16 protein-coding genes are annotated in these 15,381 nt (G+C 71.3%); 3 read left to right on the forward strand and 13 right to left on the reverse strand.

Translation table 11 applies throughout. The annotated features are described in order from the left end of the window. Nucleotides 1-615 precede the first annotated feature (615 nt). Entirely contained in the window at nucleotides 616-1,593 is a 978-nt protein-coding gene (locus RV983_RS11330) for a GNAT family N-acetyltransferase (protein WP_475985674.1), read from the reverse strand. 401 nt (nucleotides 1,594-1,994) lie between these two features. On the opposite strand from RV983_RS11330, the gene RV983_RS11335 reads away from it, so the two are divergent. After that, on the forward strand, nucleotides 1,995-3,260 hold the full coding sequence (locus tag RV983_RS11335; protein ID WP_475985675.1) for an APC family permease: 1,266 nt from the start codon (nucleotides 1,995-1,997) through the stop codon (nucleotides 3,258-3,260). 140 nt (nucleotides 3,261-3,400) lie between these two features. Continuing rightward, nucleotides 3,401-3,889, forward strand: a complete 489-nt coding sequence (locus tag RV983_RS11340) for a hypothetical protein (protein WP_475985676.1) — start codon at nucleotides 3,401-3,403, stop codon at nucleotides 3,887-3,889. Here the strand turns inward: RV983_RS11340 and RV983_RS11345 are convergent. From RV983_RS11345 to rpsB, 7 genes are all read right to left on the reverse strand, one after another. Then, nucleotides 3,879-4,202: a DUF6233 domain-containing protein gene (locus RV983_RS11345; protein WP_475985677.1), complete on the reverse strand. Its 324-nt coding sequence runs from the start codon at nucleotides 4,200-4,202 to the stop codon at nucleotides 3,879-3,881. The genes RV983_RS11340 and RV983_RS11345 overlap by 11 nt on opposite strands. A gap of 88 nt (nucleotides 4,203-4,290) precedes the next feature. Next, nucleotides 4,291-4,758, reverse strand: a complete 468-nt coding sequence (locus tag RV983_RS11350) for a nuclear transport factor 2 family protein (protein ID WP_475985678.1) — start codon at nucleotides 4,756-4,758, stop codon at nucleotides 4,291-4,293. A gap of 88 nt (nucleotides 4,759-4,846) precedes the next feature. Beyond that, on the reverse strand, nucleotides 4,847-5,839 hold the full coding sequence (locus tag RV983_RS11355; RefSeq protein WP_475985679.1) for a phosphatidate cytidylyltransferase: 993 nt from the start codon (nucleotides 5,837-5,839) through the stop codon (nucleotides 4,847-4,849). Between the two features lie 161 nt (nucleotides 5,840-6,000). Further along, nucleotides 6,001-6,558, reverse strand: coding sequence for a ribosome recycling factor (gene frr / locus RV983_RS11360; protein ID WP_475990286.1), 558 nt, complete (start codon nucleotides 6,556-6,558; stop codon nucleotides 6,001-6,003). Nucleotides 6,559-6,700: 142 nt separating this feature from the next. Further along, nucleotides 6,701-7,471, reverse strand: coding sequence for a UMP kinase (gene pyrH, locus RV983_RS11365; protein ID WP_475985680.1), 771 nt, complete (start codon nucleotides 7,469-7,471; stop codon nucleotides 6,701-6,703). Between the two features lie 164 nt (nucleotides 7,472-7,635). Beyond that, on the reverse strand, nucleotides 7,636-8,472 hold the full coding sequence (tsf, locus tag RV983_RS11370; RefSeq protein ID WP_475985681.1) for a translation elongation factor Ts: 837 nt from the start codon (nucleotides 8,470-8,472) through the stop codon (nucleotides 7,636-7,638). Between the two features lie 115 nt (nucleotides 8,473-8,587). Then, entirely contained in the window at nucleotides 8,588-9,550 is a 963-nt protein-coding gene (gene rpsB, locus RV983_RS11375) for a 30S ribosomal protein S2 (protein WP_475985682.1), read from the reverse strand. Nucleotides 9,551-9,837: 287 nt separating this feature from the next. On the opposite strand from rpsB, the gene RV983_RS11380 reads away from it, so the two are divergent. Beyond that, a complete protein-coding gene (locus RV983_RS11380; RefSeq protein ID WP_475985683.1) occupies nucleotides 9,838-10,485 on the forward strand; it encodes a murein hydrolase activator EnvC family protein in 648 nt (215 codons plus the stop codon). Here RV983_RS11380 and RV983_RS11385 read toward each other — a convergent pair. The 5 genes from RV983_RS11385 to RV983_RS11405 form a co-directional block, all read right to left on the reverse strand. After that, nucleotides 10,454-11,011: a TetR/AcrR family transcriptional regulator gene (locus RV983_RS11385; RefSeq protein ID WP_475990287.1), complete on the reverse strand. Its 558-nt coding sequence runs from the start codon at nucleotides 11,009-11,011 to the stop codon at nucleotides 10,454-10,456. The genes RV983_RS11380 and RV983_RS11385 overlap by 32 nt on opposite strands. A 79-nt stretch (nucleotides 11,012-11,090) precedes the next feature. Next, entirely contained in the window at nucleotides 11,091-11,927 is an 837-nt protein-coding gene (gene whiG / locus RV983_RS11390) for an RNA polymerase sigma factor WhiG (RefSeq protein ID WP_475985684.1), read from the reverse strand. Nucleotides 11,928-12,077: 150 nt separating this feature from the next. After that, entirely contained in the window at nucleotides 12,078-13,313 is a 1,236-nt protein-coding gene (gene dprA, locus RV983_RS11395; RefSeq protein WP_475985685.1) for a DNA-processing protein DprA, read from the reverse strand. Next, nucleotides 13,310-14,926: a YifB family Mg chelatase-like AAA ATPase gene (locus tag RV983_RS11400; protein ID WP_475985686.1), complete on the reverse strand. Its 1,617-nt coding sequence runs from the start codon at nucleotides 14,924-14,926 to the stop codon at nucleotides 13,310-13,312. Before RV983_RS11400 ends, dprA begins: the two co-directional genes overlap by 4 nt. Then, a complete protein-coding gene (locus RV983_RS11405) occupies nucleotides 14,926-15,297 on the reverse strand; it encodes a YraN family protein (RefSeq protein ID WP_475985687.1) in 372 nt (123 codons plus the stop codon). Before RV983_RS11405 ends, RV983_RS11400 begins: the two co-directional genes overlap by 1 nt. Between the last annotated feature and the right edge of the window lie 84 nt (nucleotides 15,298-15,381).

Genomic DNA, 15,381 nt, shown 5'->3' on the forward strand with positions numbered 1-15,381 from the left:
AGAAGTCGGGCTTCGGCGATGAGCCCGAGCACCGCTTTACACGCTCGACCGGGGTCCCATGGGTCGTCAGGCGGTCGGCCATGGGCTCTCGGAAGACCTCCAGGCCGAAGGACTCGAAACTATGGCCCCACACCGCTGAGTACCGCGTGCCGTCCTCGGTGAGCAAGCCGACGCCCATCGTGGGCTGGTGCCACGGCCCGAAGTCCCACTCCTCGACCTCGGTCCCATCGTCACCGCAGCTCAGCGGGTGATAGGTCACCTCCGCAAGGCGCGCAGACTTTCGACAGATCTCTCGTATTCATCCTCAGTGAGTTCGGGCGACGGCATCTCACCATCGTGGCCCTTCATCCGCCCAGACATCACAGGTTCTTCTCATCCCACACGAGGCCCAGTTCCGTCTCCGTCCAGCGGCCAGCCTGACGGAGGTGGTGCTGATGGCGCCCAGCCAACTCGTGGAGCCGTGCAGGGCGTAGTCGTTTGTCCGCTGCCATCACGTCATCGGGCCCTGATTGGCTGATCATGCAGCCCTGCACCGGGGGTAACAGCAGCCGCTGACGCACCGACAAGCATGTCGATCCCCACGGGCGATGATCCCTGCGACACCACGTACCCCGGTCACTGGACGTCGAGCGCCCACCGCACGTACCGATCTTTGGACACGAACCCGGCCTTCTCGTAGATCCCGAACGCCCCACTGGGATTCGCCGAGTCCACGCTCAGGCTGGCCTTCCCGTAACCATGAGCGGCGGCGCTGCGCAGCGCGTGCGCGATCAGCCCGCCGGCGACTCCGCGCTTGCGGTATTCCCGGAGCGTCCCGATGAGCATGAAGTAGGCCTCGCGCACGCCGGTGGCCGCCGTGTCGGCGTCCCACGACATGGTCACCAGCATGCCCGCTGGGGCTCCGTTCGCCGCGTTCCGGAGCAGAAAGCTGACCTCGGGCCGGAAGCTGTGATTGGTGATCTTGTTCTTCCAGGCGTCCACGGGCACCGGGACGCTGCCCCAGTGGTCCTTGAACGCCTCGTTCCGGATCATCCGGAACTCCTCGTCGTTCTGCTCCGACCACGGCTCGACCCGCAAGCCGTCGGGGATCGCCGTGTCCGGGATCGCGTCGCGCAGCGGGTGCTCCATGGACTGGGAGTAGCGGGCCGGCGCGAACCCCTGGGAGCGGAAGAGCCGGGCCGCGCCAGGGACGTGCTCGCACTGCTGGGCCTCGACCACGAGCTTGAGCGTCGGGTGATGCTGCGCGTGCAACGCCTTCGCGCCCGCTGTCCCGGCCTCCAGCAACACGGTGCCGACGCCCCGGCGACGGTAGTCCGGGTGCACCCCGCCGTCGACCATGACCCGGTGCGTCTCCTCGGCGGTCGGCTTGTAGGTGGCCTTGACGTAGCCGACCATCACGTGGCCGTCGAAGGCAGCCAGGCTCGCGCGCTGCAGGTCCGCGTGAGGATCCACCAGTTCCTGGAGGGTGTCCTCCTCGTCGTAGTGCTCACCGGTCCTGTCCTCGGCCTCCATGGCCTTGAGAAGCTCGGCCGACGCCTTCGCGTCCCCGATGGTGAGCGGTCGCCACGTCAGGTTGGTGGAGTCTGCGTCCATGCGGCGGACGGTACTGAAGCCGCCGCACGTTGTCGCTCGGTTTTCGCGACCGGGACCGAAGGCGCGGTGGCGCACTCCCGGGACCCTGCTCCGGCCGGGCCACCCGGCAGCGCGGCTGCATGGTCACCACCCCGATCTCCGTGCATGCCCCAACTCACGTGCCGGGTCCCGCAAAGCGCCCGCTGGGTGCGGCGCAGGCGAAGGTTCACCCCTCCGGACCGCTGCGCGAACGGTGTCGGTGCCCGCACTCGCCTTCCGCGACAGGGCCGGGGCACGCGTACGCGAAGACCGTCACACACCGCCGCGCGGCCATGGTCAGAAGCCGTCCACCTCGTGCCGCTATCGTGCGCCGGTACGGCAATGCCAACCGGCTCGGGCGCCGGTGAACTGGGGAGTGAGTGATGAGCACGTCGGCCGCCACCGGCACCGGGGAGCTGAAGCGGCACCTTGGGGTGTCGGACGCCGTGCTGATCGGGCTCGGCTCGATGATCGGAGCGGGGATCTTCGCCGCTCTCGCCCCGGCCGCCGCAGTGGCCGGGTCCGGTTTGCTGCTCGGCCTCGCCCTCGCGGCAGCGGTGGCGTACTGCAACGCGACCTCCTCGGCCAGGCTGGCGGCCCGCTATCCGCAGTCGGGCGGCACCTATGTGTACGGCCGCGAGAGGCTCGGGGACTTCTGGGGTTATCTGGCCGGCTGGGGCTTCGTCGTCGGCAAGACCGCCTCCTGCGCGGCGATGGCCCTGACCGTGGGCTCCTACGTCTGGCCGGGCCAGGCGCACGCTGTCGCGGTCGCCGCCGTGGTCGCGCTCACCGCGGTGAACTACACAGGGGTACAGAAGTCCGCATTGCTGACCAGGGCGATCGTCGCGGTCGTCCTGGCGGTGCTCGGCGCGGTGGTCACCGCCTGCCTCACCTCCGGCACCGTGGACGCGGCCCGCCTCGACGTCGGCGCCGACGCCTCCTTCGGCGGAGTCCTCCAGGCAGCCGGGCTGCTGTTCTTCGCCTTCGCCGGGTACGCGCGCATCGCCACCCTCGGCGAGGAGGTCCGCGACCCGCGGAAGACCATTCCGCGCGCGATCCCGCTAGCGCTCGGCATCACCCTGGTCGTCTACGCGGCCGTCGCCGTCTGCGTCCTGCTCGTCCTCGGTCCCGGCGGCCTCGCCCGCACTTCCGCCCCTCTGGTCGAGGCCGTGCGGTCGGCCGGGGTGCCCGCCCTGGCGCCCGTCGTACGGGCCGGCGCGGCGGTGGCCGCGCTCGGCTCGCTGCTCGCCCTGATCCTGGGCGTCTCGCGCACCACTTTGGCGATGGCCCGCGACCGGCACCTGCCGCACGCCCTCGCCGCCGTCCACCCCCGCTTCCAGGTCCCGCACCGCGCCGAACTCGCCGTCGGCGCGGTCGTCGCCGTCCTGGCCGCCACCACGGACGTACGCGGCGCGATCGGCTTCTCCTCCTTCGGCGTGCTGGCCTACTACGCCATCGCCAACGCCTCCGCCTGGACCCTCAGCCCCGCCGAGGGCCGTCCCGTCCGCGTCGTGCCGATCACCGGCGCGGCCGGCTGCCTCGTCCTGGCCTTCGCGCTCCCCACGGCCTCGGTCCTCACGGGCGGCGCGGTGATCGCCGCCGGCGCCGCCGTCTACGGCCTGCGCAAGGCCGCCCTCCGTCGTACCTGACGCAAACCCCCAGCGAGCCGGGAACCCCAACACCGCGCCGCGCGCCGCGCGTTCGGGACCGCGCACACCGTGACAGCCTTGTTGTCGGAACTGTGGGCTCCATCACAGCCGCCCGGATCCCGCACTGATGGACTCGCCCGATGGTCTTCCTGCTGCTCGTCCCCGCCGGCCTCCTGTGCGTCCTCGCCCTGGCCGGCTACGGCCTCGGCACCCTCGGCCGGTCCGGGGTGCGCGGCGCCGGCCGGGGGGTGCGCCTCAAGTGCGGCGCGGCCCTGCTGGGCGCCTGCGCGGCCGCGATGTACACCTGGGGCCTGATGCACGTCGCGGGAGCCGTCATCGAGGCGGAGGACGGCGGCACCGGTTCGGCACCCCTGCGCCCCTGCAGCTCACCGGGCCCGGACGAGCGGGCGCTCCAGGTCACGGGCTACCGCGTGGAGTACGTGCCGCTCAGCTTCGTCTGCGAGACGAAGGACGGCGGCAGTTACGCGGCCGCGTCCGTACCGGGCTACGTCAACCCGGCCGCCGTGGGCTTCGCCCTGGGCGCGGTCGTGTGCGCCGGCGCCGCGGCCGTCGAGTTGGAGCGCCGCGCCCGGGAGGCACAAGCCGCGCAACACCCCGTCAGGACCTGAGGGCACGGCAGTCCGGACGGCAGATCGGGCACGCGGTGACGTCCGGCATGCCGAGGGCGATCTCCAGTTCCTTGGCGCTGAGCCGTCCCCCGCCGGGGACGCGGCAGTCGTCGCGGTGGACGACACCGCGGCCGGGGCCGCCCTGGGGGTCGGGGACGCTCTGGAGGCGCCAGGCCCGGGCGGCCGCCGGTCGCCGTCGGGGGCGGACGCCTGCCTCCGCCTTCCGGATCCTGGCGTCCACGGCGTCGATCTGCAGCTGGAGGTACAGCCGGATCACCCGCAGACGTTCCGGATCCGATGGCAACTCGTACACATGTTCGAGATTAGCGGTACGGGCAGCGCACGGCCAGCACGGGTCCGCCGCGGGCGTACCGCGCACGAGCCGTGGCAGGGCCCACGGTTCAGAACCCGAGGTCGGACAGACTCGGGTGGTCGTCTGGGCGGCGTCCGAGCGGCCAGCGGTAGGCCCGGTCCGACTCCTCGATGCGCAGGTCGTTGATGCACGCGTGGCGGACGCGGTTCAGGCCCTGGTCGTCGAACTCCCAGTTCTCGTTGCCGTAGGAGCGGTACCAGTTGCCGGAGTCATCGCGGGACTCGTAGGCGAAGCGAACGGCGATGCGGTTGCCGTCGAAGGCCCACAGTTCCTTGATCAGGCGGTAGTCCAGCTCCCGGTTCCACTTCCGGGTGAGGAACGCGACGATCCCGTCCCGCCCGTTGACGAACTCCGCGCGATTGCGCCAGCGGCTGTCCGGCGAATAGCCGAGCGACGTCCTCGCGGGGTCGCGCGAGTTCCAGGCGTCCTCGGCCATGCGGACCTTCTGGATGGCGGTCTCACGCGTGAAGGGCGGTACCAGGGGCTTGGCGGCCATGCTCGCTCCAATGGCTCGGCGTCCAGGGGATTGATCAAGTCCACCCCAGGACGCCGTTGATCGCATCCGCATCCCACGGGGAAGCGTGTCAGCCGGAGCCGACGAAGATCACCAGGAGCAGCCACACCACAGGAGCGGTCGGCAGGAGCGAGTCCAGACGGTCCATGATGCCGCCGTGGCCCGGCAGCAGCTTGCCCATGTCCTTGATGCCGAGATCGCGCTTGATCATCGACTCGCCGAGGTCGCCGAGCGTCGCGCTGGCCGCGACGGCGAGGCCGAGCAGCAGGCCCTGCCACCACTTGCCGCCGTCGATCAGGTACTCCATGGACAGCGCGCCGGCCGCCATGGCGAAGGTGACGGCCCCGACCAGGCCTTCGCGGGTCTTGCCGGGGCTGATGCGCGGTGCCAGTTTGTGCGTGCCGAAGCGCCATCCCACCGCGTACGCACCGGTGTCGCTGACGACCGTCAGCAGCAGGAAGACGAAGACCCGCCACGGACCGTCGTGCGCGGCGAGCATCATCACCACGAAGGTGGCCAGGAACGGTACGTAGAAGGCGGCGAAGACGCCGGCCGTGACGTCGCGGAGGTAGTCCTCCGGGGGCTCGGTCATCCGCCAGACCAGGACGGCGAGCGCGGTGAGCGCCATCGCCACCCACGCGCCCTCCGCACCGCGCGCGTAGCCGGCGACGACCATCGCGGCGCCGCCCACCGCGAGCGGGATCAGCGGTGCCTTGATCCCCTTGCGCTCAGCGAGCCGTGAGGTCAGCTCCCACAGCCCCACCACGACCGCCGCCGCGACGACGGCGACAAAGACGGCCTTGACAATGAAGAGCGAGGCAAGGATGACGACGCCGAGGCCGACGCCGACCCCTATCGCGGCGCGCAGATTGCGCCCGGCGCTCTTCTTCGCGGGACCGCCCGGGGCCGCCGGCTGCGGCGCGGAACGGTCGGGCCGCGCGGAGTGATCCGCCGGTTCGGGGGCATCGTCGCGGAACAAGGGGCCGCTCGTACGAGGGGCCCCTTCATCCTCGCCTCCCCAGGAGCCGGCGCGTGGCGAAGCTCCCCAGGAAGAGTCGTTCACGGAGATTCGCCTCGCGTTTTCGTCCGGTCCGGGTCGGTCGGAGGTGGAGTGGGTGGGTGGGCAGAAGAGCGGGGTCGGCACACGGACCGAGGTGCGGCGCTCGGGCCCGCGGGCCCGGTGCGGCCGGTTCCGGCCCGGGGGCCGGAATCAGACGCCGAGGATCAGACCTCGAGCAGCTCGGATTCCTTGTGCTTGAGCAGCTCGTCGATCTGCGCCACGTACTTGTGCGTGGTGTCGTCGAGCTCCTTCTCCGCCCGGCGCACCTCGTCCTCGCCGGTCTCGCCGTCCTTGACGAGCTTGTCGAGGGTCTCCTTGGCCTTGCGGCGCACGCTGCGGACGGAGATCCGCGCGTCCTCCGCCTTGCCGCGGGCGACCTTGATGTACTCCTTGCGGCGTTCCTCGGTCAGCTGCGGGAAGACCACCCGGATGATCCGGCCGTCGTTCGTCGGGTTGACACCGAGGTCGGAGTCCCGGATGGCCTGCTCGATGTTGCGCAGCGCCGAGCTGTCGAAGGGGGTGATCACCGCCATCCGCGCCTCGGGCACCGCGAAGGAGGCCAGCTGGTTGATCGGGGTCGCGGCACCGTAGTAGTCCGCCACGATCTTGTTGAACATCGCCGGGTGGGCACGGCCGGTACGGATCGCGGCGAAGTCCTCCTTGGCGACCACGACGGCCTTCTCCATCTTCTCCTCGGCCTCGAGGAGGGTCTCTTCAATCACCATGTGCTCCTGGTCTTCAGAAGGCGGAGCCAGCTAGTAGGGGCCCCTGCGCGCGTCTTCCCTGCACGGTGTCCGACCGGCAGCCTGTTGTCCATCCCCGTTCCGGGCGGATCGCCGGCCGGGTTGCGGCCGGCGTCGTCCGTCAGCGGGCGCCCGTGTCGTTGACGAGCGTGCCGATCTTCTCACCCTTCACGGCCCGCGCGATGTTGCCCTCCGCGAGCAGCTCGAAGACGAGGATCGGAAGCTTGTTGTCCTGGCAGAGCGTGATCGCCGTCAGATCCGCGACGCGCAGGTCGCGGGCGATGACGTCGCTGTACTCCAGGGCGTCGAACATGACGGCGTCGGGGTTCTTGCGCGGGTCGGAGTCGTAGACCCCGTCGACGCCGTTCTTGCCCATCAGCAGCGCCTGGGCGTCGATCTCCAGGGCGCGCTGCGCGGCGGTGGTGTCGGTGGAGAAGTAGGGCATGCCCATACCGGCGCCGAAGATGACGACACGGCCCTTCTCCAGGTGGCGCACGGCCCGCAGCGGGATGTAGGGCTCGGCGACCTGCCCCATGGTGATCGCGGTCTGCACGCGCGACTGGATGCCCTCCTTCTCCAGGAAGTCCTGCAGGGCGAGGCAGTTCATGACGGTGCCGAGCATGCCCATGTAGTCGGAACGTGCCCGGTCCATGCCGCGCTGCTGGAGTTCGGCGCCGCGGAAGAAGTTGCCGCCGCCGATGACGACGGCGATCTCGTAGCCCTCGCGCACGACTGCCGCGATCTCGCGGGCCATCTTGTGCACGACGTCGGGGTCGACACCCAGTCCCCCGCCGCCGGCGAAGGCCTCTCCGGAGAGCTTGAGCATGTACCGGCGCTGGGCATTGGAGCCGTCGCTGTCGGTCTTGTGGGCCTTGTCGGCGCCCTGATCCATGGAGATCTCCTCATGCACGTACGAAGAAGGCCATTGCCGAGGGTTCGTGATCGTTCCCTGTAGCAATGGCCTCCTCGTCACAACTGCGGCCGGCCGCCGGTGAACGGCAGGCTGCGTACGACCCTAGCGGGGTCGCCGGTCAATCGCTTGCGCGGTTCGGATGCTCAGACGCCGACGCGGAAGCGGGCGAAGCGCTTGAGCGTGACGCCGGCCTCGTCGAGGACCTTCTGAACGGACTTCTTGTTGTCCTTCGCGAAGGCCTGCTCGAGAACGACGTTCTCCTTGAAGAAGCCGTTGACGCGACCCTCGACGATCCTCGGGAGGGCGGCGTCGGGCTTGCCCTCCTCGCGGGCGGTGGCCTCGGCGACGCGGCGCTCGTTCTCGACGGTCTCGGCCGGCACGTCCTCGCGGGAGAGGAAGGTCGGGGCGAAGGCGGCGATGTGCTGCGCGACGTCCTTGGCGACCTCGGCGTTCTCCTTGTCCAGCTCGACCAGGACGCCGACCTGCGGGGGCAGGTCCGGGCTGGTGCGGTGCAGGTAGGAAGCGACGAAGCCGTCGGTGAACTGCGCGAAGCGGTCCAGGACGATCTTCTCACCGAGGGTAGCGTTCGCCTCGTCGACGAAGGCCTGGACGGACTGGCCGTCCTTGATCTCGGAGGTGAGCAGCGTCTCCAGGTCGGCCGGCTTGGTGGCGGCGACGTGGGCGGCGATGGCGTCGGCGGCGGCCACGAACTTGTCGCCCTTGGCGACGAAGTCGGTCTCGCACTTGAGCTCGACGAGGACACCCTCGCTGTTGTCACCGGCGATCAGGGACACCACGGCGCCGTTGGACGCGGAGCGGCCCTCGCGCTTGGTGACGCCCTTCTGGCCCTTGACCCGGAGGATCTCGACGGCCTTGTCGAGGTCGCCCTCCGCCTCCACGAGCGCGTTCTTGCAGTCCATCATGCCCGCGGCGGTGAGCTCGCGGAGCTTCTTGACGTCGGCGGCGGTGAAGTTCGCCATGTCTGTCAGTCTCTTCTCGAAAGTCGGTGAATCCGGTGAGTCCGGCGGTTCTACGGACGGACGGCGGGGGCCGGAGCCCCCGCCGTCCTCACACGCATCGGAAGGCGGGCGAGGCTCAGGCCTGCTCGGCGTCGGCGGCCGGCGACTCAGCGCTCTCGGCAGCAGCCTCGGCCGGGGCCTCGGTCTCGGCCGGAGCGGCCTCAGCGGCGGCCTCGGCAGCGGGCGCCTCGGCAGCAGCCTCAGCCGGAGCGGCCTCAGCCTCAGCCTCAGCCACGGCCGGCTCGGCGGCGGACTCGTCGGCCTTGACCTTGTCGCCCTCGAGAAGCTCGCGCTCCCAGGCGGCGAGCGGCTCGCCCTCGGCCTTGTCACCGGTGGCGGCACCGGCGCCGGAGCGGGCGATGAGGCCCTCGGCGACGGCGTCGGCGATCACGCGGGTGAGCAGGGTGACGGAGCGGATCGCGTCGTCGTTGCCCGGGATCTTGTAGTCGACCTCGTCGGGGTCGCAGTTGGTGTCGAGGATCGCGACGACCGGGATACGGAGCTTGCGCGCCTCACCGACGGCAATGTGCTCCTTCTTGGTGTCCACGATCCAGACGGCGCTGGGCACCTTCTGCATCTCGCGGATACCGCCGAGGGTCTTCTCCAGCTTCTCCTTCTCACGGGAGAGAACCAGGAGCTCCTTCTTGGTGAGGCCGGAGGCGGCCACGTCCTCGAAGTCGATCTCCTCGAGCTCCTTCAGGCGCTGCAGGCGCTTGTAGACCGTGGAGAAGTTGGTGAGCATGCCGCCCAGCCAGCGCTGGTTGACGTAGGGCATGCCGACACGGGAAGCCTGCTCGGCGATGGCCTCCTGCGCCTGCTTCTTGGTGCCGACGAACATGATGGAGCCGCCGTGCGCGACGGTCTCCTTGACGAACTCGTAGGCGCGGTCGATGTACGACAGCGACTGGAGCAGGTCGATGATGTAGATGCCGTTGCGCTCGGTGAAGATGAAACGCTTCATCTTCGGGTTCCAGCGACGGGTCTGGTGCCCGAAGTGGACGCCGCTCTCCAGCAGCTCCCGCATCGTGACGACGGCCATGGCCGTACTCCTTGATGTTCTCGGTTACCGCGTCCGCCGGACGGCGGCCGCGCCTGACGCCCCGAACGCGCCATGCCACAAGGGACCGAGGAGCGCGTCCACCGCTCACGAGGAGGACGGTGGCGGGGCGTGCGAAGTCGACCCGGTGACCCGGATCGCCAGGGAAAGTGTACGGGACCGCCGGAGCCGCAGGCGACATCGCGGCTGCGGGGCGGGGGCGCGGGGTGGTTGTCCACAGGACGCGGCCATGATCATCTCTTGCCGGCCGGGTCCGTCACCGTTGGGGCATGACGAGATCGACGGTGTTCGTGGTGACGGTGATCCTCGCGGTGGCGACGTGGCTCGGTGGGGTCGCGGGCCCCGTGAGCGCGGCCGCTCACCAGGGTGACCAGGGTGGCGGCGCGGCCGACCGCGCCTGGCCCGTAGCGGGAGCCGACGGGTCCCGCCGGCCGGTGGTGGAGCGGGGATTCGACCCCCCGCTCGTGCGATGGGGGGCGGGACACCGCGGGGTGGATCTACGGGCAGGCCCCGGCGCACCGGTGCGCGCGGCGGCGCCCGGCCGCGTGGCGTACGCCGGGTCGGTGGCAGGACGCGGGGTGGTGGTGATCCTGCTCGCGGAGGGGCTACGGATCACCTACCAGCCGGTGCGGGCGAGTGTCGCGGTGGGCGAGGAGGTGCGTGCGGGCCAGGTGGTCGGGGCGCTCGCGGACGGGCCGTGGCACTGTCCGGACGGCTGCCTGCACTGGGGGCTGCTGCGCGGGGACGTCTATCTGGATCCGCTGTCGCTGCTGCCGGACGGGATGCTGCGCGGCGGACCGTCGCGGCTGCTGCCGGTGTTCGGGGTCCCACTGCCCGGCGGGTCCGAGGGGAGGCGGATGCCGGAGGGGGCGGCGGCGCCCGCTCTCAGCCGACGACTCCGCGCAGGGCCATGGTGACGGCGGCGCCGGCGATGGCGTCCGGCTCCTCGGCCGCTCCCAGTTCGATGCGGCGTACCGCGGCGTCCACGACGCCCTGCAACAGCATGGCGATGAGCCGGGGTTCACCGTGGCCGAGGGCGGCCAGGGCGTCGACGACCATGGCGATCAGGCCGCCGTGGGCGGCGCGGATCCTCTCGCGGGCGCCCGCGTCGAGCTCTCCGGCGGAGATGGCGACCACGGCGCGGTGCCTGCGGTCCCCGACGAGTGCGAGCTGACTGCGCACATACGCCTCGATCTTGCCCTCGGGGCTGCCGGCCGCCCCCATCGCCGCCTCGACCTCCGCCGCCCACACGGGGAAGTCGACCGCGCACAGTTCCTCGACGACGGCCGCGCGCGAGCGGAAGTACTCGTAGACCGAGGACCTGGCCAGTCCGGTGCGCTCAGCCAGGGCGGGGAAGGTCAGCGCTTCCGTACCGCCCTCGGAGAGCAGGGTTCGCGCGGCGTCCAGCAGGGCGTCGCGCTGCATCGACCTGTGCTCGGCCACCGAGGCCGCTCGAATCTTGGGCACGCCACCACTGTACGGAAGCCGCGCGGAGGCCGGGCCCTCCCGTCGGCAACGCGCGTCATCGGCCGACGTCGGCCAGTTTCGCGCGCAATTGGAGCACGGACTTGGTGTGGATCTGGCTGACCCTGCTCTCGGTCACCCCGAGCACCTGTCCGATCTCGGCGAGCGTGAGCCCCTCGTAGTAGTAGAGGGTGACCACGGTCTTCTCGCGCTCGGGGAGGGTGTTGATCGCCCGGGCCAGCAGCCGACGCAGTTCGCGGTCCTCGGCGACCTCGACGGGGTTGTCGGCCCCGGTGTCCTCCAGGGTGTCGACGAGGCTGAGCCGGTCGCCGCCCTCGACGCCGCCGTGCAGCAGATCCTCCAGGGCGACGACATTGGCGAGCGAGAGCTGGCTGAAGACCGCGTGCAGTTCCTCCAGCGCGATGCCCATTTCCGCGGCGACCTCGGGCTCGCTCGGGGTGCGCCGCAGCGAGGCCTCCAGCGTGGCGTAGGCGCGCTCGACGGCACGGGCCTTCTGCCGCACCGAGCGGGGAATCCAGTCGAGAGCGCGCAGTTCGTCGATCATGGCGCCGCGGATGCGGGTGATGGCGTAGGTCTCGAACTTGATCGCGCGCTCGGGATCGAACTTCTCGATGGCGTCGATGAGTCCGAAGACCCCGGAGGAGACGAAGTCCGCCTGCTCGACGTTGGCGGGCAGACCCACGCTGACGCGCCCGGCCACGTACTTCACCAGCGGTGAGTAGTGCAGGATCAACTGCTCACGCAGGCGTGTGTCCCCCGTGGACTTGTAGGTCCGCCACAGCGCGTCGAGCGTGGTGGGGGCGGGAGGCCGGGGGGAACCGGTGACGGTGGTCGCCGCCGTCGCGCGGTCTGGCCCGGGGGTGTGCGGGTGCATGCGTGGATTTGAGCCGTTCTGCTGTGACCTGCGGGGCGGACGGGACTCGGACCTCCTTGAGCGTAGCGTGACGGCGAGGTCGCGGAACGCGACGATTCGGCGTCGAGACAACCTCGCCATCCCGGAGGTCCCAGGTCAAGAACCGTCTTGTCACCTGATGGGGTGTTCACCGGTGGAGCGTGTCGGCGCGGACCCCTCCTTCAGATGGTTTTCCGCCAACTTCCAGCGCGGGCCGTCACGTTCCACAAAGCCGAGAACGTGCAGCTCAAGGAGGCGGTCGAGCGTCTCGTCGGGGGTACTGGCGGCGGCCGCCGCGATCGCCGCGCACTCGGCGCCCGCCCGGCCGCCCGGCAGTGCCTCCAGAACCCGCGCGGTCTCCGCCGGCAGCAGGTCGCGCGGCAGGAGGGCCCCACGGCGCTCCGGCGCGAGGTCCTGACCGATCCGGCCGACGAGATCGGCCACATCGGCCGCGCCGGTCACCAGCATGCCGCCCGCGCGCAGCAGTTCATGCACCCCCTGCGACAGCGTCGACGTGCAGGGACCGGGCACCCCCATCACGAAACGTCCCAGCTCACGCGAGCGGCGGGCGGTGATCAGGGAGCCACTGCGGTACTGGGCCTCGACCACCACCGTGCCCCGCGTCAGCGCCGCGATCACACGATTGCGGAGCACGAACCGGGCCCGCGTCGGATGCGAGGCGGGCGGCAATTCACTGACGAGGAGTCCCTGTTCGGCGATGCGTCCGATCAACTCGGCATGACCGGCCGGGTAGGCCACGTCCACCCCGCACGCGACGACCCCCACCGTCGCACCCCTGACGGACAGCGCCCCGCGGTGCGCCGCGCCGTCGATGCCGTACGCGGCCCCGGACACGACGACCCACCCCGACTCGGCGAGCTCCGCGGCGAGCGTGGACGCCATGTGGGAGCCGTACTCCGTGCACGCGCGGGCGCCGACGACGGCGACCGAGCGCAGCGCCCACATCCGCAGGGAAGGCCGCCCCCGTGTCCAGAGCCCGAACGGCCGCTCGTCTTCGAGGTCGTCCAGCTGGCTCGGCCAGTCCGGGTCCCCCGGGCACACGAACCGCCCGCCGAGTGCCCGCACCGCGGCCAGGTCCCGCACCGGATCGACACGCGCCGCCCGCAGGCTGTAGCCCGCCCACCGCCGCTCGCTCGCACCGGGCAGTGCGTCGCCCGTCCTGAGCGCCCGGAGCGTCTCGACGGGGCCGAGCTCGCGCAGCCAGCGTCCGGCGATCACGTCGCCGGGGTCGGCCACGCATGTGAGTGCGGCCCGGGCAAGGCGTTCCTCGTCCGTCGGGGGCGACTCGTCCCCGGGGCCGGGTTCGCCGAGCGTGTCGTCGTCGCCGAAGAGCGCGCCGGCCATCATCGGCCCCCCGTCGTCGTGGACGCCGTCGCCAGGACGCGGCGGACTCCGGTGCGCAGTTCCAGTGCGCGTTCCATGTCGACGCCGTCGGGCCTGTCGCGGCCGGCCAGGTCGGCGACGGTCCAGGCGACCCGGAGCACACGGTCGAGGCCGCGGGCGGTGAGCAGCCCGCGCTCCATGTCCCGCTCGACAGCGCGCAGGGCGCCCGGGGTGGCGGCCCAGCGGGTCCGCAACTCATGGCCGGGGATCTGGCTGTTGATCCGCCAGGGAGTGCCCGCGTACCGCGCGGCGGCCCGTTCCCTGGCCCCACGCACCCGCTCAGCGACCGTGTGCGTGCTCTCGGACCCGGCGGTGCTGCCCATCAGCTCGGAGCGGCTGACCGCCTCGACATCGACGCGCAGGTCGACCCGGTCCAGCAGGGGCCCGGACAGCCTCCCCTGGTAGCGGCGGACCATGCTGGGCGTGCAGTCGCACATACCGCCGGGTGAGCCGTACCGCCCGCAGGGGCAGGGATTGGCGGCCAGGACGAGCAGGAAGCGCGCCGGAAGGCGTACGACGCCGGCGGCACGGGCGATGACGACGTGGCCGGACTCCAGCGGCTGACGCAGTGCGTCGAGCGCCTGGCCGCTGAATTCGGGTGCCTCGTCGAGGAAGAGCACACCCTGGTGGGACAGCGAAACTGCGCCGGGGCGCGGCAGGGCGTTGCCGCCGCCGACGAGGGACTGCATCGTCGCCGAATGGTGCGGGGCGCAGTAGGGCGGCTCCTCGACCAGTGGCCTGCCCGGGGGCAGGATGCCCGCGACCGAGTGCACCGCGGAGACCTCGACCGACTCCTGCCGCGTCAGCGGAGGCAGGAGTCCGGGCAGGCGTTCCGCGAGCATGGTCTTGCCGGCGCCGGGCGGCCCCTTGAGGTAGAGGTGATGGCCGCCGGCCGCCGCCACTTCCAGGGCGGTGCGTGCCGCGCCCTGTCCGGCGACGTCGGCGAGATCGGGTGTCCCGGTGTCGGAGAGCCCCGTGCCCTGTCCCGCGCCGGGCAGGACGAGGCCCGCCAGCATGGGGTCAGGACGCCCCTCACCCGGGTCCTCGGGCTCCTCGGGGGCCAGTTCGTCGTTGAGGAGTGCGATCAACTGCCGCAGGCTGCGCACCCCGAGCACGCTGACGCCCGGTACGAGCGAGGCTTCCGCCACCGTCCGCTCGGGCACCACCACGTGCCGGTAGCCGGCTTCGGCGGCGGCCAGGACGGCCGGAAGGACCCCGCGCACGGGCCTGACGCGGCCGTCGAGTCCCAGTTCCCCGATCATCATCAGGTCGGCGATGTCCTTGGGGGCGACACGCTCGTTGGCGGCCAGCACGGCGCATGCGACGGCCAGGTCGAAGCCGCTGCCGCCCTTGGGGACGGAGGCGGGGCTGAGGCCTACGGTGAGCTTCTTCTGCGGCCAGGTCTCCCCGCTGTTGACGAGGGCCGCACGGACCCGGTCACGGCTCTCGCTCAGGCTCTTGTCGGGCAGCCCCACCAGCGTGAACGCCGCCACGCCTGGTTCCAGGTCGGCCTGGACCTCGACGACGACGCCCTCCACACCGAGCAGCGCCACCGAACACGTTCGGGCGAATCCCATCAGGCGGCCCCCCGAACGTGCTCGACCCGGGCGGCGCCCCGCTCGGGCAGGGTCACGCCGACCACGTCGATGCGGACCCCGCCCGGCGGCGGGCCGCCGTGGTCGGAGAGCCAGCACTCGGCCAGCCGCCGCAGCCGTTCGGCCTTGCGTGCGGTGACCGCGGCCATCGGATGCTCGCGGCCGCCCTCCGTCCGCGCTTTGACCTCGCACACGACCACGGCGTCACCGTCGGCCGCCACGATGTCGATCTCGCCGTGGCGCTCGCGGTGCCGGCAGCGCCAGTTGCGCTCCAGCACGGTCATCCCGGCTGCCGCCAGGGATCGCGCCGCCACTTCCTCGCCGTACCGTCCGATCGCTCCTCGGGCGTTCATGTCACACCACCTCCGTCACTCACTGTGACGGAGGTGGCGCCCGAAAGATGATCTTGGCGGGCCCTGTGGATAACTTTCCCGGAG

The organism is Streptomyces sp. RLA123, assembly GCF_056270165.1.